25 protein-coding genes are annotated in these 22,650 nt (G+C 38.4%); 21 read left to right on the forward strand and 4 right to left on the reverse strand.

Annotated elements, in window-relative coordinates; translation table 11 throughout:
* Positions 1-511 precede the first annotated feature (511 nt).
* Complete coding sequence (locus tag SLP02_RS15105) at positions 512-1,879, forward strand: NAD(P)/FAD-dependent oxidoreductase (protein WP_319421513.1); 1,368 nt, start codon at positions 512-514, stop codon at positions 1,877-1,879.
* A gap of 444 nt (positions 1,880-2,323) precedes the next feature.
* A complete protein-coding gene (locus SLP02_RS15110; RefSeq protein WP_319421514.1) occupies positions 2,324-2,779 on the forward strand; it encodes a GatB/YqeY domain-containing protein in 456 nt (151 codons plus the stop codon).
* Between the two features lie 65 nt (positions 2,780-2,844).
* Here SLP02_RS15110 and recG read toward each other — a convergent pair whose 3' ends face one another.
* The gene (gene recG, locus SLP02_RS15115) at positions 2,845-5,310 is read right to left on the reverse strand and encodes an ATP-dependent DNA helicase RecG (RefSeq protein WP_319421515.1); all 2,466 of its coding nucleotides are present in this window, start codon (positions 5,308-5,310) and stop codon (positions 2,845-2,847) included.
* Between the two features lie 157 nt (positions 5,311-5,467).
* Between recG and SLP02_RS15120 the strand changes: the two genes are divergently transcribed.
* Positions 5,468-6,337, forward strand: a complete 870-nt coding sequence (locus SLP02_RS15120; RefSeq protein WP_319421516.1) for a DMT family transporter — start codon at positions 5,468-5,470, stop codon at positions 6,335-6,337.
* 110 nt (positions 6,338-6,447) lie between these two features.
* On the opposite strand, the gene SLP02_RS15125 is transcribed toward SLP02_RS15120, so the two are convergent.
* Complete coding sequence (locus tag SLP02_RS15125; RefSeq protein ID WP_319421517.1) at positions 6,448-7,017, reverse strand: TetR/AcrR family transcriptional regulator; 570 nt, start codon at positions 7,015-7,017, stop codon at positions 6,448-6,450.
* A gap of 101 nt (positions 7,018-7,118) precedes the next feature.
* Between SLP02_RS15125 and SLP02_RS15130 the strand changes: the two genes are divergently transcribed.
* The 18 genes from SLP02_RS15130 to SLP02_RS15215 all read left to right on the forward strand — a co-directional run bounded on the left by SLP02_RS15130 (position 7,119) and on the right by SLP02_RS15215 (position 21,049).
* Positions 7,119-7,664, forward strand: a complete 546-nt coding sequence (locus SLP02_RS15130) for a carboxymuconolactone decarboxylase family protein (protein ID WP_319421518.1) — start codon at positions 7,119-7,121, stop codon at positions 7,662-7,664.
* A gap of 34 nt (positions 7,665-7,698) precedes the next feature.
* The gene (locus SLP02_RS15135) at positions 7,699-7,926 is read left to right on the forward strand and encodes a hypothetical protein (RefSeq protein WP_319421519.1); all 228 of its coding nucleotides are present in this window, start codon (positions 7,699-7,701) and stop codon (positions 7,924-7,926) included.
* Positions 7,927-7,971: 45 nt separating this feature from the next.
* Positions 7,972-8,646, forward strand: a complete 675-nt coding sequence (locus tag SLP02_RS15140; protein WP_319421520.1) for a glutathione S-transferase — start codon at positions 7,972-7,974, stop codon at positions 8,644-8,646.
* Positions 8,647-8,896: 250 nt separating this feature from the next.
* Positions 8,897-9,370: a DUF2656 family protein gene (locus SLP02_RS15145; RefSeq protein ID WP_319421521.1), complete on the forward strand. Its 474-nt coding sequence runs from the start codon at positions 8,897-8,899 to the stop codon at positions 9,368-9,370.
* 98 nt (positions 9,371-9,468) lie between these two features.
* Positions 9,469-9,714: a ribbon-helix-helix domain-containing protein gene (locus SLP02_RS15150; protein ID WP_319421522.1), complete on the forward strand. Its 246-nt coding sequence runs from the start codon at positions 9,469-9,471 to the stop codon at positions 9,712-9,714.
* The gene (locus SLP02_RS15155; RefSeq protein WP_319421523.1) at positions 9,681-10,034 is read left to right on the forward strand and encodes a type II toxin-antitoxin system PemK/MazF family toxin; all 354 of its coding nucleotides are present in this window, start codon (positions 9,681-9,683) and stop codon (positions 10,032-10,034) included. Before SLP02_RS15150 ends, SLP02_RS15155 begins: the two co-directional genes overlap by 34 nt.
* Before the next feature lie 51 nt (positions 10,035-10,085).
* Positions 10,086-10,637 carry a phycobiliprotein lyase gene (locus tag SLP02_RS15160; RefSeq protein ID WP_319421524.1) on the forward strand — a complete coding sequence of 184 codons (552 nt, stop codon included), beginning with the start codon at positions 10,086-10,088 and terminating at the stop codon, positions 10,635-10,637.
* A gap of 788 nt (positions 10,638-11,425) precedes the next feature.
* A complete protein-coding gene (locus tag SLP02_RS15165) occupies positions 11,426-12,328 on the forward strand; it encodes a phycobilisome linker polypeptide (protein ID WP_319421525.1) in 903 nt (300 codons plus the stop codon).
* 112 nt (positions 12,329-12,440) lie between these two features.
* A complete protein-coding gene (locus SLP02_RS15170) occupies positions 12,441-13,208 on the forward strand; it encodes a phycobilisome rod-core linker polypeptide (protein ID WP_319421526.1) in 768 nt (255 codons plus the stop codon).
* Positions 13,209-13,239: 31 nt separating this feature from the next.
* Positions 13,240-14,004 carry a phycobilisome rod-core linker polypeptide gene (locus tag SLP02_RS15175; RefSeq protein WP_319421527.1) on the forward strand — a complete coding sequence of 255 codons (765 nt, stop codon included), beginning with the start codon at positions 13,240-13,242 and terminating at the stop codon, positions 14,002-14,004.
* Between the two features lie 111 nt (positions 14,005-14,115).
* A complete protein-coding gene (locus SLP02_RS15180; RefSeq protein ID WP_319421528.1) occupies positions 14,116-14,418 on the forward strand; it encodes a phycobilisome linker polypeptide in 303 nt (100 codons plus the stop codon).
* Between the two features lie 186 nt (positions 14,419-14,604).
* A complete protein-coding gene (locus SLP02_RS15185) occupies positions 14,605-15,141 on the forward strand; it encodes a phycobiliprotein lyase (RefSeq protein WP_319421529.1) in 537 nt (178 codons plus the stop codon).
* Between the two features lie 49 nt (positions 15,142-15,190).
* A complete protein-coding gene (locus SLP02_RS15190; protein ID WP_319421530.1) occupies positions 15,191-15,805 on the forward strand; it encodes a chromophore lyase CpcT/CpeT in 615 nt (204 codons plus the stop codon).
* Positions 15,806-15,911: 106 nt separating this feature from the next.
* Positions 15,912-16,220: a CpeR family transcriptional regulator gene (locus SLP02_RS15195; protein WP_319421531.1), complete on the forward strand. Its 309-nt coding sequence runs from the start codon at positions 15,912-15,914 to the stop codon at positions 16,218-16,220.
* 527 nt (positions 16,221-16,747) lie between these two features.
* Entirely contained in the window at positions 16,748-18,730 is a 1,983-nt protein-coding gene (locus tag SLP02_RS15200; RefSeq protein ID WP_319421532.1) for a coiled-coil domain-containing protein, read from the forward strand.
* On the forward strand, positions 18,731-19,183 hold the full coding sequence (locus SLP02_RS15205; protein ID WP_319421533.1) for an SRPBCC family protein: 453 nt from the start codon (positions 18,731-18,733) through the stop codon (positions 19,181-19,183). It begins immediately after the preceding gene.
* A 535-nt stretch (positions 19,184-19,718) separates the two neighbouring features.
* On the forward strand, positions 19,719-20,489 hold the full coding sequence (locus tag SLP02_RS15210) for a sulfite exporter TauE/SafE family protein (RefSeq protein ID WP_319421534.1): 771 nt from the start codon (positions 19,719-19,721) through the stop codon (positions 20,487-20,489).
* Between the two features lie 164 nt (positions 20,490-20,653).
* The gene (locus SLP02_RS15215) at positions 20,654-21,049 is read left to right on the forward strand and encodes a DUF4346 domain-containing protein (protein WP_319421535.1); all 396 of its coding nucleotides are present in this window, start codon (positions 20,654-20,656) and stop codon (positions 21,047-21,049) included.
* Between the two features lie 117 nt (positions 21,050-21,166).
* On the opposite strand, the gene psb32 is transcribed toward SLP02_RS15215, so the two are convergent.
* Complete coding sequence (psb32, locus tag SLP02_RS15220; RefSeq protein WP_319421536.1) at positions 21,167-21,892, reverse strand: photosystem II repair protein Psb32; 726 nt, start codon at positions 21,890-21,892, stop codon at positions 21,167-21,169.
* A gap of 176 nt (positions 21,893-22,068) precedes the next feature.
* Positions 22,069-22,554, reverse strand: coding sequence for a photosystem I reaction center subunit XI (locus tag SLP02_RS15225; protein WP_319421537.1), 486 nt, complete (start codon positions 22,552-22,554; stop codon positions 22,069-22,071).
* Positions 22,555-22,650: the final 96 nt, after the last annotated feature.

Consider the following 22,650-nt stretch of genomic DNA (forward strand, 5'->3'; position numbering starts at 1 on the left):
ATTCTGAAGTTTAGAATGTATTGATGGCGATCGCTTTAGCTATTAAAAAATAAAAGCGATCGCCACTAAAGCTAATTTACATTAGGCACAATCAACAAGCTGTAGTTTTATTGGGTGACAACGGGTAGAAGCCCAACCCAAAATAATAAACTATATTTGTTTCACTTGTTTCGTTATGATTTGAGGTAATTACTCACTTTTATCGTACATATCGGCAATATTTATTTGACTTTTGTTTTGATTGTTACATCATGTTTGAAAAATAAAAGCTATTAATGAATGTATTAAACTCCATATATTATCGGCGTTTGTAGTCTCGCAGCAAAGTGATATTTAATTCAGACAATAAAAATAGATAAATTCTCGATTTTAGCCAAAGTTGTGTTAGATTTGGTTCATAAAAATTAATATTGGTATATAATTGCCGACAAATTAATTTTACGTTTCTCGACACCTTCAATACTCAAAATTTATTAGAAAAAATATATCCCCTATCCTCAAAGTCTTTACTATGAACAATACTCAAACTAAGCAGGCATCAATGCCCCATGTTGTTATCGTTGGCGGTGGTTTTGGCGGGCTTTATGCAGCAAAGTCTCTCAAAGATGCTCCTGTCAAAGTAACTCTAATTGACAAGCGTAATTTTCATCTATTTCAACCACTTCTATATCAAGTAGCTACTGGTACATTGTCTCCTGCTGATATCGCTTCTCCTCTGCGGGTAATTTTGAGTAAGCATAAAAATACTCAAGTATTGCTAGATAAAGTAATAGATATCGACCCAGAAGCAAAGAAAGTATTTTTAGAAGAGAGAGAAGAGTTAGACTATGATGCGCTGATTGTAGCAACGGGTGTCAGCCATCACTATTTTGGCAACGATCAGTGGCAGAATGATGCTCCTGGCTTGAAAACCGTGGAGGATGCTTTGGAAATGCGTCGTCGTATTTTTATGGCGTTTGAAGCAGCAGAAAAAGAACCAAATCCTGAAAGACGAAAAGCTTTGCTTACCTTTGTAGTTGTGGGTGGTGGTCCTACGGGAGTTGAATTAGCTGGTGCGATCGCCGAAATTGCTCATCAGTCAGTTAAAAACGATTTCCGCAATATCGATCCTACCCAAGCCCAGGTATTGTTATTTGAAGGTATGGACAGAATTTTACCTCCCTACCCCGAAAAATGTTCCGCTGACGCGCAAAAGGCTTTGGAAGAACTTGGAATAAATGTTCAAACCAAAACTTTAGTCACTCATATTGCTGATAATTCTGTAACCTTCCGTCAGGGTGAAGAAACAAAAACTATCCAAGCTCATACTATTCTTTGGGCAGCAGGAGTGAGAGCTTCATTTATGGGCAAAGTATTAGCCGATAGCACAGGAGCAGAATTAGATCGCTCAGGCAGAGTTATAGTTGAACCTGACTTGAGCTTGAAAGGCTATGGCGATATTTTTGTTATTGGCGATTTGGCTAACTTTGCTCACCAAGGCGATCGCCCTTTACCAGGAGTTGCTCCAGTAGCTATGAAGCAGGGGGAATACGTGGCAAATTTAATTACTAAGCGCACCGTCGGTAAAACCGTTGGACAATTCAAGTATCAAGACTTCGGCAGCATGGCAGTAATTGGGCAAAATAAAGCTGTGGTAGACCTTAACTTTGCCAAATTCTCTGGTTTTGTCGCCTGGATTATTTGGATCTTTGCTCACATTTATTATCTAATTGAGTTTGATAACAAACTAATTGTGATGATTCAATGGGCTTGGAACTATATTACCTTAGGCAGAGGAGCGCGTTTAATCACCGAAGGATCTTCTCTACAGTTAGAAATTGAACCTCCCAAGAAGCCAGAGAGAGCTACTTCTCAATCTAAAGAGACAGTATCAGTTTAAGAGCTTGATTTTTACTCGATCGCGATACTAAAAGCTTATTTATTTAACTTCACACTCGTTTGCCTGACTAATCATTTAGTCAGGCTTTTTTGGCTCAATTTAGTTTATTTAAAGCCTCTGTTATCCTGCCCTGATAAGACGAATAGATGTACCCTGCGGACGCAACTTTTACTTGACTCAATGATAAATACAGCATTACGCATCAAGATTAGGACATTTTATAAATATTGCTACTTGCTACTTGCTACTTGCTACTTTCGAGCCGATAACCAAATATATCCTAACGTAACTTTGTACGGCTATACTCATGACTTTTGGGCATAAAAAAGATAGCAAATCCCGATAATTCAATAATTAAAGATAATCTAAAAATGTTAGATAATTTCTTTTGTATTACGATACAATTATTTTATAATAAATGACTCAGATGTAATGGATAAAAAAATGAGTCTAAAAGATAAAATTGGAGAAGACATCAAAACGGCAATGAAAGCCAAAGATAAGATTCGCTTACAGACAGTACGCGGGATCAAAAAAGCAATCTTAGATAAAGAAGTTGAAGTTCGCCCTAAAGGTCAAGATAGTCTTACCCCAGAACAAGAAATAGAATTGCTTTCCCAGCAAGCAAAACAACGCCGTGATTCTATTGAGCAGTTTACAGATGCAGGAAGAGACGACTTAGCAGATAAAGAAAGCCAAGAATTGGCTATTATTGAAACCTATCTACCAGAACAAGTAAGCGATAGTGAATTAGAAGCTATTATCGATGCGATCGTTATTGATTCTGGAGCGACATCACTCAAAGATTTGGGCAAAGTAATGGGTCCTGCCATGCAAAAGTTGAAGGGCAAGGCGGATGGCAAAAAAATTCAGGCGTTAGTCAAAAGTAAATTGTCTTGATATTTTCATGTTCGGGGAAGGCTTTGGCTTTCCCTGTTGCTAAATATAACAAAACCGTTAGTTAATCAATTTAAAATATCTCCACCCATCATCCGACGATAGCGAATTTCCAATTCTTGTTTTAAAGATGGAGAATTCTCTAACAACTTATCGGCAGCAATAATTTTTTCTGCTGCTTCTCTGGCTAAATTAAGTACTTCCTGGTCTTCTACCAGACTAGCTAAAGCAAAATCTGGTAAGCCTGACTGACGAGTGCCTAATACTGCCCCAGGACCTCGAAAACGCATATCTGCCTCGGAGATAAAGAAACCATCTTGGGATTCTTCTAGCACTGCTAAACGCTGTCTGGCTTCGACGTTTTTAGTACTGCTCATCAAAAAGCAATAAGATTTACTATTTCCTCTGCCGACTCGTCCCCGTAACTGGTGTAGTTGCGATAAACCGAAGCGTTCGGCATTTTCAATTACCATTACCGTTGCGTTAGGTACGTCTACTCCTACCTCAATTACCGTAGTAGAGACAATAATTTGACACTTATTATCGCGAAAAGAGTTTAAAGCCGCATCCTTATCGGCTGAACTCAGGCGACCATGTAATAAAGCAATTTGGAACTCTGGAAAGATTACCTCAGATAATCTTTGATGTTCTTCGGTGGCAGCTTTGAGGTCGAGTTTTTCTGATTCTTCTACCAAAGGGAAAATAATATAAGCCTGTCTACCTTGGGCAATTTCGCGACGAATTAAATCATAGACTTTTTGGCGATCCCTACCCTTTTTTGCCATTGTGTTAATTGCCTGTCTACCTGGAGGCAATTCATCAATCTGGCTTACGTCTAAATCACCATGGAGAGTTAAAGCCAGAGTGCGAGGAATAGGAGTGGCAGTCATGGTTAAGACGTGGGGAGATTTTCCTTTACTTAATAAACGCGCTCGTTGCTGTACCCCAAAGCGATGCTGTTCGTCAATTACAGCTAAACCTAGCTTGTGAAAGTTAACTGGATCTTGAATTAAGGCATGAGTGCCGACTAAAAGTGGTAGTTCCCCATTTTCTAGCTGAGAATGAATTTCTCGTCGTTTAGCAGTTTTAGTTGAACCCGTAAGCAACTCTACAGGCAGATGCAATAGGTTAAACCAAGTAACTAATTTACGGTAGTGTTGTTCGGCTAATACTTCTGTTGGTGCCATAAGTGCAGCTTGATAACCAGACTGAATAGCTGCAAGGATGGCATACACTGCCACAATGGTTTTTCCTGAACCCACATCCCCCTGTACTAGACGATTCATGGGTGTATCAGAAGTACCTAAGTCTTTAAATATTTCATTAACTACTCTTGCTTGGGCGTTGGTAAGCTTAAAGGGTAATATCTGATTAAACTGCTCAATTAACTCACCTTTGGGGGCAAAGCTAGCACTAGATTGATTTTGTCTTAGCTGTTGACGACGTTGCAAAAAGCCTAACTGAAGATAGAAAAACTCATCAAAGACTAATCTGCGTCTGGCGTGGTCAAGTTCTTCGCGGTTTTCGGGAAAATGAATGCAGGCGATCGCATTTTTTAATTTAACTAAGCCATACTGGTTACGCAATTCGCTTGGCAAAGGATCGGGTAACTGGGCAGCAGCAGGTAAAGCAGCAATAATCGACTTTCTAACCGTATCAGCAGGAACACCTTCAGTCAAAGGATATACGGGTAACAATCGACCAATTTTGATTGATTCAATACTTGCCCCTGCGCCATCTAATACCTCAATTTCTGGCTTATCTAGGGTAACTCCATATTTATTCTGTTTAACTATCCCTGAAGCTGCCACAAGCGAACCTACAGGATAGTTTCGCTTATATCTTTCCTGTGAACCACGATTGCTAAATCTTGCACCCATTAAAAAGCGATTGAGCTTAAGTCTACCCGTGGCATCGATCAAGATTAATTCAAAGATAGTTAATTTTTTATTCTTGGGGCTGCTAAAACACTTACAGCTTTTGACCGTACCAATTACGGTTACGGTTTCTCCTGCCTCAAGATCGGCAATTTGCACCTGACGGGCATAGTCAAGATGATCGCGGGGATAATAAAACAATAAATCTCTGACTGTATAAAGCCCTAGCTTTTCTAAATAATTACTTCTGCGTCCAATGTCAATTACTCTACTCAAAGGCTGATCTAAAGTAACAGTCTGATTAAAATAAGTCTTAGCTTGGGGACTACTTAAGGATGCGGTGCGGGGAACTTTCGGCTTGGGTGGCGTATCTGGAGTTTCGGCGATCGCTTTTTGCTTATAAAGAAAGTTACGAGTACCAATAACTAACTGTTTTCTTTGGGCAGCACTTAAGTTACTGTAGCCAGCAAACTTTTGAGCAATATCATGCCACTGCATTTTTTCTCCAGGGGCAATATTCTGAGGCGGTTTGCCCAAGCTAAGACAGAGAAACTCACTAAAGCGATATTGATTACCAACGATATCTGTATAGCCTCTTTCAGCCTCTACAGACAATGCTTTTTGCAATCTTACCCAATCTAAACTTTGCTTGCTCATCCTCAATCTTTAAATCGCGATCTACACTTTCCCCAGATTGAATCTCAGTTAAATTAAATTAGGGGAGATTATCTAGTTTAGACGACTGACATCATAACTTTTGCTTTAAGTCGAAGTCAAAGTTCTAAACTAGCCTAGAAAAATTGTTATTTCTTTTATGACCAAAAGTCAAAGTATTGTACGTGGGGCATTCTTTATTGTTGCTTCAGAATTGAGTTTTGCCTTTAGTGCAGCCATAATCAAGCTAGCGTCCGCTTCCTTGCCCAATGAATCAATTGTATTTTTCCGCAATCTATTTGGACTAGTTATCCTTACACCTTTACTGATTAAAGCTGGCAGAAAAATTCTGCATACTGACTGCCTGCATCTACATTTAGTTCGTGGTGGTTTTGGCATGGCTGCCATGTATAGTTTTTTCTATGCTTTAGGAAAAATTCCTCTGGGAAATTCGATGCTAATCAAATCAACTATTCCTTTGATTATTCCCTTTGTGTCTTTAATTTGGCTCAAAGAGAGTATTACTAGGCGAATAATCATAGCTGGAGTACTAGGATTTCTCGGTGTATTCCTAATTTTAGACCCCAATGGCGATACAGATTGGGCAAGTTTAGTTGCTTTAGGCAGTAGCTTTATGGCTGCGATCGCTTTTGTAACCGTTCGCAAACTTTCTGCCACCGAACCACCTTTACGCATAGTCGCTTACTTTGCCATTTTTGGGATCTGCATTTCTGCCATTCCTTTGACTTGGGCTTGGCAGACTCCTACGCCAGAGGAATATTTGATGTTATTAGGTGTGGCATTGACTACAACTATCGGTCAACTACTATTAACTCGTGGATATCAAAATGCTCCTGCCTCCAGCGTTGGCATTTTTACCTATAGTTCTGTACCTTTTGGCACGTTTCTTGGTTGGTTATACTTTGAGGAGATATTAGATATAAATTCGTTTTTTGGAGCTATTTTAATTATCTTGGCTGGCTTTATTATCTTAAGAACAAAAGTTATTCAAGAACAACCTAATAATTAATGCTAACAAAAAATATTAACTGATGAATATTTCCTTTTAATTAAGCAAGGATTTTACCAGCTAAGTATTGTTCGGACATTTTTGTCCTGAAATTGAGAGGAAGCGAGTCGTTAGTTGATCGCACTGTTAATCAAAGTTGCCAATGCTTGTTGAGCGTAATTAGCACCTCCAGAAACTCCCTCTATAGTAGCCATTAAACTTGCCCCTCCAATTAAAAGTAAATATTGTTGAGAAAATGATTCCGAATCCTCTACTCCTGCTTGTTCTGCCAACTGCTTAATCTGCATCCGAATTGATTCCCTAACTTTTATTGAAACTTCATGTGCAGGATGGGAAGCATCTGCTATTTCTAGTACAGCATTAATAAAAGGACACCCTCGAAAATCTGGACTAGCATACCACTCTCTCAATACGTCAAATGTAGCTAGCAATCTCTCTTTAGAAGTGTTACCGCGATCTTGTACTGCTGTTTCAAACCAGCGCAACCATTCTGTAGCTCGATGTTTCATTACTGCTTCGATTAGGTCATCTTTGGAAGCAAAATGCCGATACAAAGTTCTTTTAGCCACCCCGCTAGTAGCAATAATCTCGTTAATACCTACATTTTGAATCCCCTTTTGATAAAAGAGTTGAGAAGCTGTTTCTAGAATTTGTTGATGAGAATTGTGAGAGGATTTCATGGTAATTCAAAGTAGACAAAGTTGTCTCATATAGCTATACTATCAATTAAATCTAAGGAGACAGACTTGTCTACTTAATACTCAAGCTAAAGGTTAAATCAATGGAATTTACTATTCATACTTTAGAAACAGCACCAGCCGACTCCAAATCAGCTTTAGTTCACGCCAAAGAAACTTTCGGCTTTATTCCTAATCTAGAAGGGATTGCGGCTGAAGCTCCAGCTTTATTGAAAGGTTCGATGACATTATGGGATTTATTTGAGACTACCAGTTTTACGAAGATAGAGCAGCAGATAATTTATCTAACGGTAAACTATGATAACTCTTGCGATTATTGTATGGCAGCCCATTCAGGATTAGCTAAAGCGATTGGAATGTCTCAAAAAAATATTGAAGCTTTAAGAAATGGAACACTGATGGTAGATGCTAAATTACAAGCATTACGTCACTTTACTCAACAAATGGTAAAGGCTCGCGGTTGGGTAGAAGATAGTGAAATAGAAGCATTTTTGACGGCGGGATATAGTAAGCAACAGGTGCTAGAAGTCATTTTAGGTATTGCGGTTAAAGTCATGCACAATTACACAAATCACATTGCGAAAACTCCTTTGGACAAACAATTTGAACCTAATATCTGGTCAAAATAAATCTCGGTCATATATTCCGAAAGGTATTTGGTCTATGACTAAAATTTACGAATTTTCTACTAATAAAATTGTCATACGAGACTTGGTAGCCGAACAAGATTTATCTAGGTTACGGGGACATGATGCGCCTGTTGCTTATCTTGCTTTGAGCAGCGATCGCGAATTTATTGCTAGCTACAGCATCGATCGCCAAATTAAAATCTGGGGAATACTTAACCATAGTTTAGATAAAGAATGCAATCGTAGTTCACCAGAGTTATAACAGTTACATAAGTACAAACCTGAACAAATAACTCCAAGAAATAATTTGACTATCATCGTTCATCACTTAAATAACTCGCGATCGCAGCGTATACTTTGGCTGTTAGAAGAACTCGGTTTAGAGTACGATGTCAAACGTTATGAGCGCGACCCTAAAACCCTGCTTGCACCTGAGTCATTGCGGAAGGTTCATCCACTTGGTAAATCTCCTGTTATTACCGATGGAGAGTTAACCTTAGCCGAATCTGGGGCGATTATTGAGTATTTAGTCGAACGCTATGGCGACGGACGATTAATACCTGCACCTGGAACTCCAGAACGCTTGCGCTATAATTGTTGGCTGCACTATGCAGAAGGTTCGGCAATGCCACCATTGGTAATGCAGCTTGTCTTTAATCAAATCGATCAAAAAACACCTTTCTTCTTAAGCCCGATTGCCAAAATCATTACAGGAGAAGTCAAAAAGACATTTATTAAACCTCAAATTACCCAAAACCTAGATTATTTAGAAGCAGAACTTAAAAAGAACACTTGGTTTGCTGGTGATGAGTTTACCGCAGCCGATATTCAATTAAGCTTTCCTTTAGAGGCTGCTGCTGCTTATGCTGGTTTAGATGAGAGTCGTCCGCAGCTTATGGATTTTTTAAAGCGCATCCAGGCGCTACCAACTTACCAGAAGGCTTTAGAACGAGGTGGTGCTTATGATTTGGAGGAGTTTTGAGCTAGGCGCAAAAGTAACAAGTAACAATACTAAATCCGATTAGGAAAAGTATCTTAAAGTTTTTAACTTATTAAATAGTTATCTACTACCCACTACCCACTACCTAATCCAACAGTCAAGTAACCTACTTGAACAAAATTTAGTATGATTTATCGGCTTTGATAGATTATTCGATGGTCACTTTATTTATGTCAGGGTCTACTAATATGTTTATAAATAGTCTTTTTAATATAGATATAAATTTAACGTCGTGAGCGATAAATCAACTGGGAGAATGCTACTCTCACACAACTTCAATCTACGTAACAGTGAGCTTCCTGCTTTTAGCCTGGAAGAGTTTGCTCAACTATTTATCGATGGACTAAAAGCAAAAGAGAATATTACCTGTAGCCTAATTGAAAATCCTCACTGGGTTGTAGAAATTCTTTTCCCCACGGGAGAATTTGAACCTAAAGAGATTGGGCAAATGTGCGGTGAGATTTTGACTAGTAAAAGAAAAAGCCAAACAGAATCCAAAATTGCTATCGATACTTTAATTCTCGGTGGCAAAAAAACAACTCCTGCTTTAGGTATGTCACCAACTTCTCTATATCCTGGAGAATGGGGAGTTGATGTAGTAGAAACAATCGAAGCCAAAATATTTCTACAAGAAATTTTTTGGGAAAAAATGACTGCCGATAAACCTAGCGACGGTATTTTTAAACTTGAATTTCTCAAAGATTAGAATTCTCTATCCAGTTGTCATCGAGTAATTTATGCTGCCCGATTATCTTACATTTTATGCTACCATTTTGTCAGTAATATTATCTGCGTTTTTATACTATGGCAAAAGTATCAATTTACATAGATGATGAACTACTAAAAAAGCTAGATAGTTTGGTAGAAAGCAGTGAACACATTACTAAACGTAATCGCAGCGCGTTGTGTAGTTATTTAATAGAGCAAGAAGTCGCTAAACACAAACGGAGACAAATGTTAGAGGCAGCGCAAGCAGTTGATGAATTGGGTTTGGGTTGGAGCGAGGAGGAACTCGATTGCGCGATTATAGACGGGGAAGTATTTGGTTAGCTAATTTTGATCCTGCTGTCGGTACTGAGATTAGAAAAACTAGACCAGCTTTGATTATTTCTCCTACGGACTTCAACCAAGTTAGATCTAAAGTCACCTTGCTGCCGATATCTTCTACTGTTGTAGAAGCAAAAAAGATTGCTCCAGTGGTTGTTAGGGCGATCGCCAGTTCAGAAAACGGATTAAATAATGATAGTACAATTATTGCTATCGAACCCAGTACCTTTGATAAACGTAGATTAATAAAGGTACTGGGTCAATTAGAAAATAACTTTTTTGAGGAAGTTCAATCAATACTAAAGTTTTACCTGGATCTTTAACTTAAAAAATCAAGCCAGTATATTTCTGAGTCTTTACAAAATCTTTAAATAATGAACACTTCTGTATTTGAACAATTTTTCGCCGACTGCGTTGGCAATTGGCAATCCGATCGCACTTATCATTATCTGACTCACAAGGAAATAGAGCGATCGCAAACTACTTTTGAGGTTCAGCCTCTAAATAACGAGCAAAAATCAAAGGTTTTAGCTGACAACGCCTACGACAAGCTCGATAATCTTGAGCAACTTCCTGGCTTTAATCTAGGTTTTTATACTATCTCCGAGAAAGGAGAAGAAGTGAGACAAAACCTTAATCTAATGTTTGTACCTAAATCAGAAGAGGGTGAAATACTAGAAGGGGATTATTTACGCGATCGCGCTTACGAAGAAGCTAGACCAATTATTTCTCATTTTCGTTTTGACTCTAGCACCAGGGAATTATTAATGACTACCAACTATACCCGCGTAGTTTCGGTTGATTCTATTACCCTAACTAATCCTAAAATGCGGATTCGTAAAATTCTGAATTATGCCAAACCTCTTGCAGGACAACCTTTAGAAAATGTTCTTTTAGTCGGTTTTGGGGTAGAGCAAAAAACTTAAAGCTAATTATGTGTTTGGATATCTTTATTTTTTATCTAAAGTGCGTAATATTTTTTTACATATCAATCAGCCTTGAAAAGGTACTCTGTGATTAGGTTTCATTGAACTGTAGAAAGGTTGAACTAGTTTTTTCGTCAATGTTCTTGGTTTAAAGCACGAGTATGCAACAATTGTTAATAATGTTCTCATTAAGTTTTACAAAACTTGATTAGAACGGTTCTGACAGCATTGTATAAATAGACTGTGAATGGCTGCTTTGTTCTTAAATAAGGTCAGGTTCTCATTCATTTATCTAGGTGTTACGAATCAATTTATTTTTCGTCTAGACACTAAAGCAAATACCTTTTTAACAAGCTCTGCACTTAATTAAAACAGTGCATCAATATGAGAGTCAAAATTTCTTCTTAACCAGAGGTAGTTTACTCGAAATATTTGTAATTAAATTTATGAGCTGGCAGCAACTTTAGTAACTGTAGGGCAGTAAAACATCAAAATAATAATTTTTGATATCTTGCTACTTTGCTTTTGCTACTAGTTAAATTGCTAGCTTAGAGTTTATTTTCTTTCAATCAAGAAAATAAGCAGTGACCAGTAATAAAGTAAGCAGAGGAGTATTTTTACTCAATAAAGAGCTTTACTTGTCGAGTTTTTATATTTACATAAAACTCATTCTAAAACAAACGGCTGTAGATCGATATCAGTAGTTTAGCGAGCAAATTTGACTATGCTCGACAACTCTGGTTTTACATCCCGTAAAAAATTAATTCCTAATTAGGGAGATTTATTAAATGACTTTTGGACCAGCATCCGAATTAGGTGTCGGCTTATTTGAAGATACCGCACCTTTTGAATACGTACCAGGTCGTTCAGAAGAAGAGGTAGAAAGCATTATCCGCGCTGTCTACAGACAGGTACTAGGCAATGCCTATATCATGGAGAGCGAACGAGCAACAGTTCCTGAATCTCAATTTAAACTTGGACAATTGAGCGTGCGGGAATTTGTGCGAGAAATTGGGAAATCTGAAGCTTACTTTTCTCGTTTTTTTACAACTTGTCCTCGTTATCGCTTTATTGAGCTAAACTTCAAGCACTTTCTGGGTCGCGCACCCAATGGCTATGATGAAATGAAGGCTCATAGTGCCATTCTAGATGAAGGCGGTTGGGAAGCAGAAGTTGATTCCTATCTTGATAGCGATGAATATCAATCAGCCTATGGCGAAAACTTTGTTCCTTTTTATCGAGGATACAAGAGTCGTCCTGGTCAAACTATGGTGGAATTCACCCATATGTTTGCTTTAGCACGTGGTGCTTCTTCTAGCGACTTTAAAGGCAGTTTGGCAGGGAAAAGCCCTTTACTTAACAAAAACATTATTCAAGGTACGCCTTTAGCGATAGTTCCTCCTTCTGGTGGTGCTGTTGGCGACGGTTGGTCTTTCCGCGAACCACCTTTATCTGCTCGTACTCGTCAGGGAGTTGGCGCAGGAGCAAACGGCACAGTATATCGCATTGAGGTCACTGGTTATCAGGCTGCTGGAGTTAGAAATCGAGTTGGCAGATTCCCGATTAATAGCGTTTCTAAATTCCGTCGTAGCAATAAGGTTTACTTAGTACCTTATGAGCAGCTTTCTCAAGAATATCAACGTATTCATAAGCAAGGTGGAAAAATAGCCAGTATTACTCCCGTTAACTAAAAAAAGCTGCTGTAAAAGCAAAATTAGGGGACAGGAAAGTTAGAGACTTTTCTGTTCTCAATTAGCAATTTTTTAATTAACAAAAAAATATTTATTTCAGGAGAAACAAGACATGGTCACTGTATTAGATGCACCAGTCGAAATTCGCGCAAATAGCACTGCTGATGACAAAGCGATCGCTATTCGTAACGCATATAAACAAGTTTTGGGCAATCCTCACGTCATGGAGAGTGAGCGTTTAGTTAGCGCAGAATCTCAGTTTTGCGATGGCAACATTAGCCTAAGAGAATTTGTCCGTGCTGTAGCCAAATCAGATTTTTATCGCGCTCGTTACTTTGAAAGCTGTGCGCCATATCGTTTTGTAGAACTTAACTTTAAACATCTTTTAGGACGCGCACCCGCAGATCAGGCTGAACTATCAGAACATATTCAACGTTGTGTAAATGAAGGCTATGAGGCAGAAATAGATTCTTACATCGATAGCGTTGAGTATTCAGAGAAGTTTGGGGAAAATATTGTTCCTTATTATGTAGGAGCAAAAAGCCAAGTAGGTCAAAAGCAAGTTAACTATAATCGCACTTTAACTTTACTTCAGGGTATTGCTGGGGTGGATAGTGCTAATAAAGGTTCTCGCTTAGTAAACAGCGTTGCTACTAATAGTGCTGTTACTGCTAAAACGCGGACCGTTGGTGGTCGTATTTCCCCTTACCCTGATGCTACTGCCAAACGATTCAAAATTGTGGTCACAGGTGCCAAATTCGATAGCCCTCGTCGTGTGAGCAACACCGAGTATATTGTCCCAGGCGATCGCATGACTCCCCAAATCCAGCGCATTCATCGTACTGGCGCAAAAATCGTCAGCATCACCGAACTTAACTAAACAAATAATTCAATTTAGGAAAAACTTAATTATGTCATTTTGGATAACTGATTTACGTCCAGTGGAACTGCGCGAACGCGATCCAGACCAAGATTTTAATATTATCATTCGCCAAGCTTATAAACAAGTTTTGGGCAACGCCTATCTATTAGAAGGAGAGCGTTTGGAGACGGCTGAATCTCTACTAAGAAATGGAGATTTGACCATCCGTGGTTTCGTCAGAGCGATCGGGCAATCAGAACTATACCGCTCTTTTTTCTTTGAGCAGTGTTCTCAATATCGCTTTATTGAAATGAACTGCAAGCACTTTTTGGGACGTGCGCCTTTAGATCAGGCAGAAATATCTCAGCACGTGCAGATCTACAACAACCTTGGCTATGAGGCTGAAATCGATTCTTACATCGACAGCGAAGAGTACAACAACGCTTTTGGCGAAAACATTATTCCCTGTCCTCGCACAGAAAGCAACCAGCGCACGTTGCTAAATGTAGGCTTCAACCGTACCTACGCTTTATACAATGGTTACGCCAGTAGCGACAACATTACTAATAAAGCGACCCTAATTTCTGATTTGGCAGCTAACAAACCTACTCCTATTGTCTTTCCCAAAAGAAGCTCTGGAGGAACTCCTGGTACTAACAATAAGCGTTTCCGCATCAAGGCAACAAAGGCAAGCGTTGGTTCTCTAAATCGCTTTAGCAATCAAACTTACAATGTTGACTATGCACAGCTAAATGCCAAAATTAAAAACTTGCATCGTACTGGCGCGAAAATTGTGAGTATTACAGAAATTTAATTAAGCTGTAAGCTCTAGGCTCTAGGCTTTAAGCTCTTGGAAACAATAGCATTATAAAAATATTGGGAGGAAGGTAATTTTTCTCCCAAATAATCGGAGGAATCTAAGATCATGTCAGGAATGATTACTACTGGAAACACTAACATCAGTGAATATGGTGGTCGTACTATTGCCATTGAGGTTACGGGAATGTGTCACCAAAATGTAATGCGTAACAGTAATTACACCGTTAAAGTTCCCTATAGTCGGATGTCTCAAACCATCCAAAACATTAGTCGTATGGGGGGTAAAGTAGCTAATATTTCTCTGGGAGAAACTGCTGCATCTGCACCTACACCCAGTGAAGCACAAGCTTCTGAGTCTGAACCCGAACAGCGTTCTGACGAAAAGAAAAATCGCAATCAAAACAAATAGTATCTAAAGTCAACTATTGTTACGGTTATTACTTCCTAGCAGTACATTGATTGTGGCTGCTAGGATAAAAATTAGCTTTCGGCTTAGTTACGAATAGCTAAAAACTAAAGACTAAAAACAGATTTAATACAAGTCCAAACAATTCTTTTTAAGCATCATTTTATATACATCTTTTATTGAAAATCTATGAATATCGACGAATTTGTAGAGCGTTCTTTAGGAAAATGGCGATCGCAACGTAGCGCGCACCATTTGGCTTTTCGCCATTTTGAAGAAGTAACTTCTGAGATTGAGATTAAATCTTTGGCTCATAATGACGAGAGAGTTATTGAACTTTGCAAAACTAATCAAGTCGATGCTCATCTCGTTACTAGTCCTTTTTATATGAGTTGGTCAGGACAATCTGATTGGGATGAAGATGAGGTGCTATCAGGTTCAACGGTGCTAGTGCCTGTTCCCGACTTAGAAAACCCTACCCAGGGAAAATTATTGAGAGAACAGGGGTATGCTGAAACTGTTCCAGCGATCGGTTATTATCAGCTTGTAGAAGACGGTTCGTTTATTTTAACCACCAAATACGAAAGAGCAGCAGCAGAAGAAAAAATTTGGTTTGCTACGCCCAATCTAAGACTTCGAGTGTCTTTAATTAAGACAGGTGATGGAAAAGGAGTTACTACCGCTTCTTTCTCTTCTGAGATTCGTTCTCTAAATTTAGATAACTAATTTTTTAATCTTTTTATAATTTTTTGTTTTAACTTATTTATAAAAGACAATGTTGACCGAAGATAACAATTTTACCGAGCAAGATAATGGTCTGCTGCATGAGCTAGCTTGCCTGATGGCAGGAGATTTTTGCAATCGTCAACAGTCTGATGCCGATCCTAAAAACTATGCTCATATTCGGATTTTTTTTCGCCCTTTACCCTGGGAATTTTTTTCAGGGATAGGCTTTTATTCTGAACAGGTCTACGATTACGATCTTTGGAGTCCCTATCGGCAAGGAATTCATCGCCTAGTAGATAAGGGCGATCATATTTATATTGAAAATTACAGCCTCAAGGAAGCGGAGAACTATGCTGGTTCTGGTCACAATCGTGATATTCTCCTGACAATTCCCCCAGATGGTATTGAACGACGTTACAACTGTTCAATGGTGTTTAAAAAAGAGGGAGATTTATTTCGTGGCAGCGTTGAGCCTGGAAATAAATGTTTTATTCATCGCAAAGGCGTAGATACTTATTTAATTAGTGATGTTGAACTAACTGAAACTACTTGGGTTAGCTGGGATCGAGGCATGAATTTAAATACCCACAAGCAAGTTTGGGGTTCAGCCATCGGCTCTTTAAACTTTAAAAAAAGAGCCAGTTTTGCTGCGGAATTGCCATAGTTATCCATCCGTCAAAGCCTAATTATTTTTTAAATAACTAAATCATTTAAACAGCCATATTAAATAAAAAGAAGAGATGATTATATTGGAGCTAACAGCTAGAAGTATGTTGCCACCAGTAGCTAGCAAAAAAATGCAAGCCTGGATCAGAAGCCGTCATCTGATTTGTTCAGGCAACTTTTTTATTTTTGAAACTCTGGAATATTCTACGGTTGAAAGATTTGAAAAATGCGTCAAAGGGTTAGGAGGAACATTTATCTCTGTCGAACCCGTACGTAAAGTTTGGATTGGAAATCATCGTCAGGTGATTTTGTACCAAGCTAAAGCTAGTTTACATACCCCCCACCATGAATTAAAACAATATTGGATTAAATATGGTGGTTTTTATACTAGGTTTGATGAGCGTTCTTGCTAATAACAATTATATAATATAGCAATCAATTTGATTCATATTCTGCTGCTTGCAAGTCTTACTCTGATGAAGAAAAGCAATCTGAACAATCTGCTCGGCGATCATCTTGATACTGGCTAAAGCTTGCTAATTGAAAATCAGAGGGCAAGATTTGTCACTTGGCAACTTGCTCTCGATCATTGATGGGCAAAGTTAATGCTTCAGAACAAAAAAACAGGTTAATTTTGTTCTACAATACTAACTATAAAGCTTAAATAAATTACCGTTATACTGAAAAAAATCTAGGTACAAAGCTAATATTGATGTAATTGAAGATAATAGTTAGAAAGCAAAATCTGAGGTTCGGATCTTAAACCTGAAATGTAATTTATTAGCAATCAACAATTAATAAAACGGTAGCAAGCATTACGTAAATTGTTATTAAATCTTGGCAATTTATAGATTTATCTAGAACAATAATTAAAATAAAATTTGTTTAGGACATACATAATCAAAAAAGCTTTAACTAAACATCGGAGATAAAAAATAGTATGCCACGTAAAAAAAATAAATCTGGTGGTAGAACACCAAAAAAAACTAGTTTTATAGAAAAGTCTCAGGTAGGAATTTCTTTGACTCCTCAGGCTGTTGAAAATTTAAATAAAATTGTCTTGGAGACAGGTCTATCTAAATCAAAAGTTGTGGAAAGCTTGGTTACAGGAAACTTAGCGATCGCAAGTCAAATAGCAGAACAAACTATTTCTATTGAATCAGACGGTGATGAAACTTCGGAAGCTTCATTAACTAAAATAGAAGTGGTAGAAGGCAATATAAGTAGTGAAAATATACCAAATGCTAATTCGTTTGCAGAAGAAGATGCAGATGAGTCTACTGTATTGACAGAATTAAAAGAAAAAATTAATGAGCATAAAGCTAGTTTTGAAGCTCTAAAAAAACGCTCTCAAGATCAAGAAGCTTTGATTGAAAAATTACACGAGCAAATTGCAGAACAAAAAAATATTGAGACAAAAAAACCTGAAGCCGATAGTAATTTAGACCAGCAGCGAATTGATGAAATTGAACAGTTAAAGCAGCAATTAGCAGAACAAGAAGCTGATAGTCAAACTGCCAAAGAAGCTAGTGAAGCTAGTATTAAAGAGTTAGAACAACAATTATCCGCGCAACAAGATAATGATGCCAACTTGCAAAAGCAGGTAAAAGAAAAAGAAGAAGCGATAACTCAACTACAGCAGCAGTTAAGTGAAACACAAAGTGAAGTTGAGAGTACTAAAAGCGATCGCAATAACATTCAACAACAGGTAACAGAGAAAGAAGAAGCAGTTACTCAACTACAACAACAGTTATCACAAACACAAAGTGAAGTTGAGAGTACTAAAAGCGATCGCGATCAGATTCAGCAGCAGGTAACAGAGAAAGACGAAGCGATTACTCAACTACAACAACAGTTAGGAGAAACACAAAGTGAAGTTGAGAGTACTAAAAGCGATCGCAATAACATTCAACAGCAAGTAACAGAAAAAGAAGAAGCAATTACTCAACTACAGCAGCAGCTAGAGGAAACACAAAGTGAAGCTGAGAGTACTAAAAGCGATCGCAATAACATTCAACAGCAAATAGCAGAAAAAGAAGAAGCAATTACTCAACTACAGCAGCAGCTAGAGGAAACACAAAGTGAAGCTGAGAGTACTAAAAGCGATCGCAATAACATTCAACAGCAGGTAACAGAAAAAGAAGAGGCGATAACTCAACTACAGCAGCAACTAGCAGAAACACAAAGTGAAGTTGAGAGTACTAAAAGCGATTGCGATAACATTCAACAGCAGGTAACAGAAAAAGACGAAGCAATTACTCAGCTACAGCAGCAGTTAAGTGAAACACAAAGTGAAGCGGATAGTGTCAAAAGCGATCGCGATAATATCCAGCAGCAGCTACAGGCAGAAATAGATCGCCTGAATACAGAAAGTCAAACTAATCAACAACAAATAATTAGTAAGCAAGAACAAATTGACAGTTTAGAACAGCAGGGCAAACAGCAAAAAGCTCAAATAGAATCAGGAAATAAAGCAAATCAGGATCTTGAACAAAAGCTAACTGAACAAAAGCAACAAGTAGCAGAATTGAATCAGCAAATATCTTCTAGGGAAGAAAGCCTGAGTCAGATTCAAGAGTTGTTAGAACAAGAAAAAACTACCAAAGAAAAGCAAGTTGCTAGTTTAAGCCAAGAAACAGCTAAAGGTAGCCAGTTAGCGACTGAGATTAATGAACATTTAGCTTTGATAGAACAGCTAAATCAGCAGCTTGGATCAGAAAAGGAAAGCAACGCTTTATTAGATCTTAAAGGAAATGAACAGAATAGTTTAATTGAGAGTTTGCGATCGCAACTAGAAGAACAAACATCTTTAGTAGCCGAAAAAGGTGCTTCTAGTACATATAAAACATGGACAATTATCCTTTTAGGAATTCTTTTAACTATTACCTCAATACTTTCAGCTAGGTCTTATTTATCTTTGTGAATGCTACATTTTCAATATTCTAGCTTGATTGACGCTCCTGTAGAAACAGTTTGGCAGTTTCATGAACGACCAGACATATTAAATCTTTTAACTCCTCCTTGGCAACCTGTGACTATAATTCGCCGTGAAGGAGGTTTAGAGGTTGGCGCGATTAGCGAGTTTCGCTTATCTTTAGCAGGAATTCCTATACCTTGGATTGCTACTCATACTGAATGTCAGCCACATTCCCTTTTCGTGGATAAACAAACAAAAGGTCCAATGGAGTCATGGGTACATCGTCATCAATTTAGCATGGAAAACGGCAAAACTAAATTGACAGATGCGATCGCCTACGAAATACCTGGAGGCTGGTTAGTGGAGTTGCTTTTAAGTTGGTGGGTAAATGCTCGTCTTCAAGATATGTTTCGCTATCGCCATGAGATAACTAAAGCCCAGTGTGAAAACTATCTATAAGAGGTATTTCAAAAATCGCTACTCATTACTTATTACCTGATGTTACGCACTCATCGATTTGTAAGACTTGCGGTGCGACCCCCTAAAGGGTTCGCCAGTTCCCTGCGGAGGGAAACCCGTCCGCAGGACTGGACTCACCGCGTCGCCGCTACTGCGCGTCTTGAAAAAGTTGTTCATGGGGGAAACCCCCACCGCCAGCGTGGAATAAGCTCCCTAGACGGGAGCATTTCCACTGGCAAAGACCACACTTTTCCGCAAGGGAACGCGCACCGTTGGGGACGGTTCAACTAGACTACGCACCCCGTCACCTCGTCTCCATGTCAACCAGTTGTATCAAGCAAAAAATAAAACGATATAAGCTCTTTGGTGATGATTATCGGCGAGGCTATCAAAGAAAATAAAAGAAGTATTGGAAATTAATTGATTTAGCTGTAGTGTTTCTAATTTCAGCTAAGTCGTCTCGTATCTTTGCCTCAATAATTTGCTAGCTTAATAGCCAGATTTAATAAGTTATAAAGCTGGCAAAGTGGCAAATATGGAAAGTTTATTGATTTTGGCTGGAGGTGGTGTCGTCTCTGGGATTTTAGCTGGATTATTAGGAATAGGCGGAGGATTTTTGATCGTCTCTTTACTGGTGGCGTTAAATTATCCGCCGATTCAAGCCGTTGCCACAAGTAGCTTGGTAATTATCATGAGTTCTACGGCGGGCAGTTTTGCCAACTGGCGTATGGGCTACTTAGATTTACGTCGAGTAGCATATCTTGCCATTCCAGCTATTTTATTTGCCCAATTAGGAGTAGAAGTAGCGGTAAAAATACCAAACTATATTTTATTAACAATATTTGGCATATTTTTGCTAACTAATATTTTTCTGATTAGGCTGCGCCAAAATCTGGTTGCCAAGCAAAAGAACTCCGACAAATCATTTAATCCCACCTTAGCCAAGATTTTTACGGGGAGTATTGCTGGTTTTTTAGCTGGTTTATTAGGAGTTGGTGGTGGAGCAATTATGGTACCTTTACAAATGCTGCTCTTAAATGAAAATATTAAAGTGGCAATTCGGACTAGTTTAGGTGTGATTGTCGCTGCTACAGTTTCTTCTTGTATAAGTTATGCAGCTAAAGGCAATGTTTTGTTTTATGAAGGCATAATTCTCGGCATTGGCGGGATGCTAGGTACTCAAATTGGTACTAGGGTGTTGCCAAAGCTATCGGATTCTCTTGTTAGCAAAATTTTTGTTTTGTTTCTGGCAATTACGGCTATATTTATGTTTTGGAAAGGTTGGAATGCCTATCAGAGTATTTAGTAGAGTTAAAATACTAAGACATCAAACAACAAAAACAGAGGAAATTGCCGAGATTATTTTCCAACATCCTAATTTGAATTTTATATTAGTTTAAAAGGCGGCTGTTAATCTTGAGAAGCCTTTATTATATTTGTTGATAAATTAAACAAACGTTTTATATTTTTATGCCAATTACTATTAATCAACATAATTTAAAAGTCATAGACGACGAGCTTTCTAAACGTCCTATTGCTCTCGATCCTGGTGGTTATTACGTTATTTACTTAGATCGTGAGGCGGGGTTAATTTGCGCTAAACACTACACCAATTCAATCAACGAACAAGGTTTAGCGGTAGATCCTCAAACAGGAGATGTAATTGCTTGTGGAGGCAAAAAAGTCGTTGAGCGTCCCGTAGAAAAGCTGTACACAGGTAGAACCGCTAAAGAACTCTGTGTCGAAGTAGTTGAGAAGCCCCAACCTTGTCCGATTACCATGCTAGATCATGCTGCATACTTGGGTAGGGAATTTGTTAGGGCTGAATACGCTTTGGTTAATGGTACTGAGTATATTCAAGATTAGTGAAGCAGTAGCTTATTGAGTCAAGTGGAAGATACTTTTGAGGTGTTTATTGTGTTTTAAGCTAAATATTGCCCACTTGACTCTTAATTTTGTTAACGACACCTCGTCTATTTAGAATTAATTGCCTAATCCTACATACCAGTAGTAAGTCGCCATCGGAATAACGGTAGCAACGATTAAAAAGCCAATTATCCAAATGGTTGCACTACCCTGATCTGTGTCTTCAGCTTTGGTAAATGTACCTTCGATTTGAACTTCGTCTTCAATAGCTGGAGGGCCTGGATCTTCTTGACCAGAAAGAACTGCTGTTAGGCGATCGCCTGCATCAATAAAAGCCTGATTGTATTTACTATCTTTGCGAATATTGTAGCCAATAGTATCATCAACAATACTATTAGCTATATCTGCATTAACGAATCCCTTAGCAGCTTCTCCAGTGCGAATTGCGGCTTTGTTAGTTAAAGTATCCATGACAATAAGAGTTTGATTGGCTTGTGCCTCAGGAGTAGGATACCAATCTGCAAATGTCTTTTCAGCTAAACTATCTACCGTTTCGCCATAGTCTAAGCGACGAACTGCCACCATTCTCACTTCTTGACCTGTCTTAGTCGCTAACTCTTGTAAGTCTTTGGTTAATTTGCTTTGATTGGCGTTGCTAATAGCATTAGCCGTGTCAACTACCCAAACTCGATTGGCATCAAAATCGGGTAAATCAAATAATCCTGTGGCGATCGCTGGGGCTGCCAAACAGGAAATAGCAAACATAAGCAACAAAGATGAAGCAATTAGGGTTTTTAAGCGTATACCAGCCTGTTTCACCGCTATTAGGTAGGACTTTATCATGTTTTTCTCAAATAACTACTTATTTTAAGGAATATATTTTAGCTGACAACAACATATCTGTTGAATGCCTATATAAATAATAAAGCCCAGAGTTGCCCCCAGGCTGTAATAAATTAGTGACTTACCAGCATAAAGCTTTAGTTGTCCTTAGTTTTATGCTCTCAATCTCCTGAAAATTAAAGACCAGGGATCAGATTTCTAAAGTCACCGATATAGGCTGTAGAAAGCAAGAAATAAGCAAAGAATGCTCCGCCAGCACCACCAATAAAGAAGCCACTACCAAACTCACTCCAGCCTTCTTTGCTAGCGAAAGCAGCAGGAACATTACCTGTAGTAATTGTTTCGGTTGGTTTGCCACCCATAGTACTAGCATATAGAGACAAACAAAGCGTCAAGATTGCTACTAAACCAATAGATGATAATAAAGCTCCGATATCGGCACTCTGAGTGTTTCTTAATGGCCCTAAAACTAGAAATGGACCATATAGAAAATATCCATGCGCCATACCTACTTCCAAACCACGGCGGAATGGTGCTAGCCCATCGCGGTAGGCAGGTAAATTGCGGATTAAGGTTTTACTAAAGTCGGAAGAATTAAGAGGAGTAGCTAAATTGCCGTTTTCTGGACTTCCAGCGGGCTGAATTGCATTATATTCGTTCATAAAGATTCAATTTCTCCTAAATTTTGTATTTGTACGAATCCTTTAAATAGCATCACTCTATCTTGGTTTAAGTTCGCTTTTTGTTAAGAATCTTTA

Origin of the sequence: Pleurocapsa sp. FMAR1 (assembly GCF_963665995.1) — a bacterium.
GTDB lineage: Bacteria > Cyanobacteriota > Cyanobacteriia > Cyanobacteriales > Xenococcaceae > Waterburya.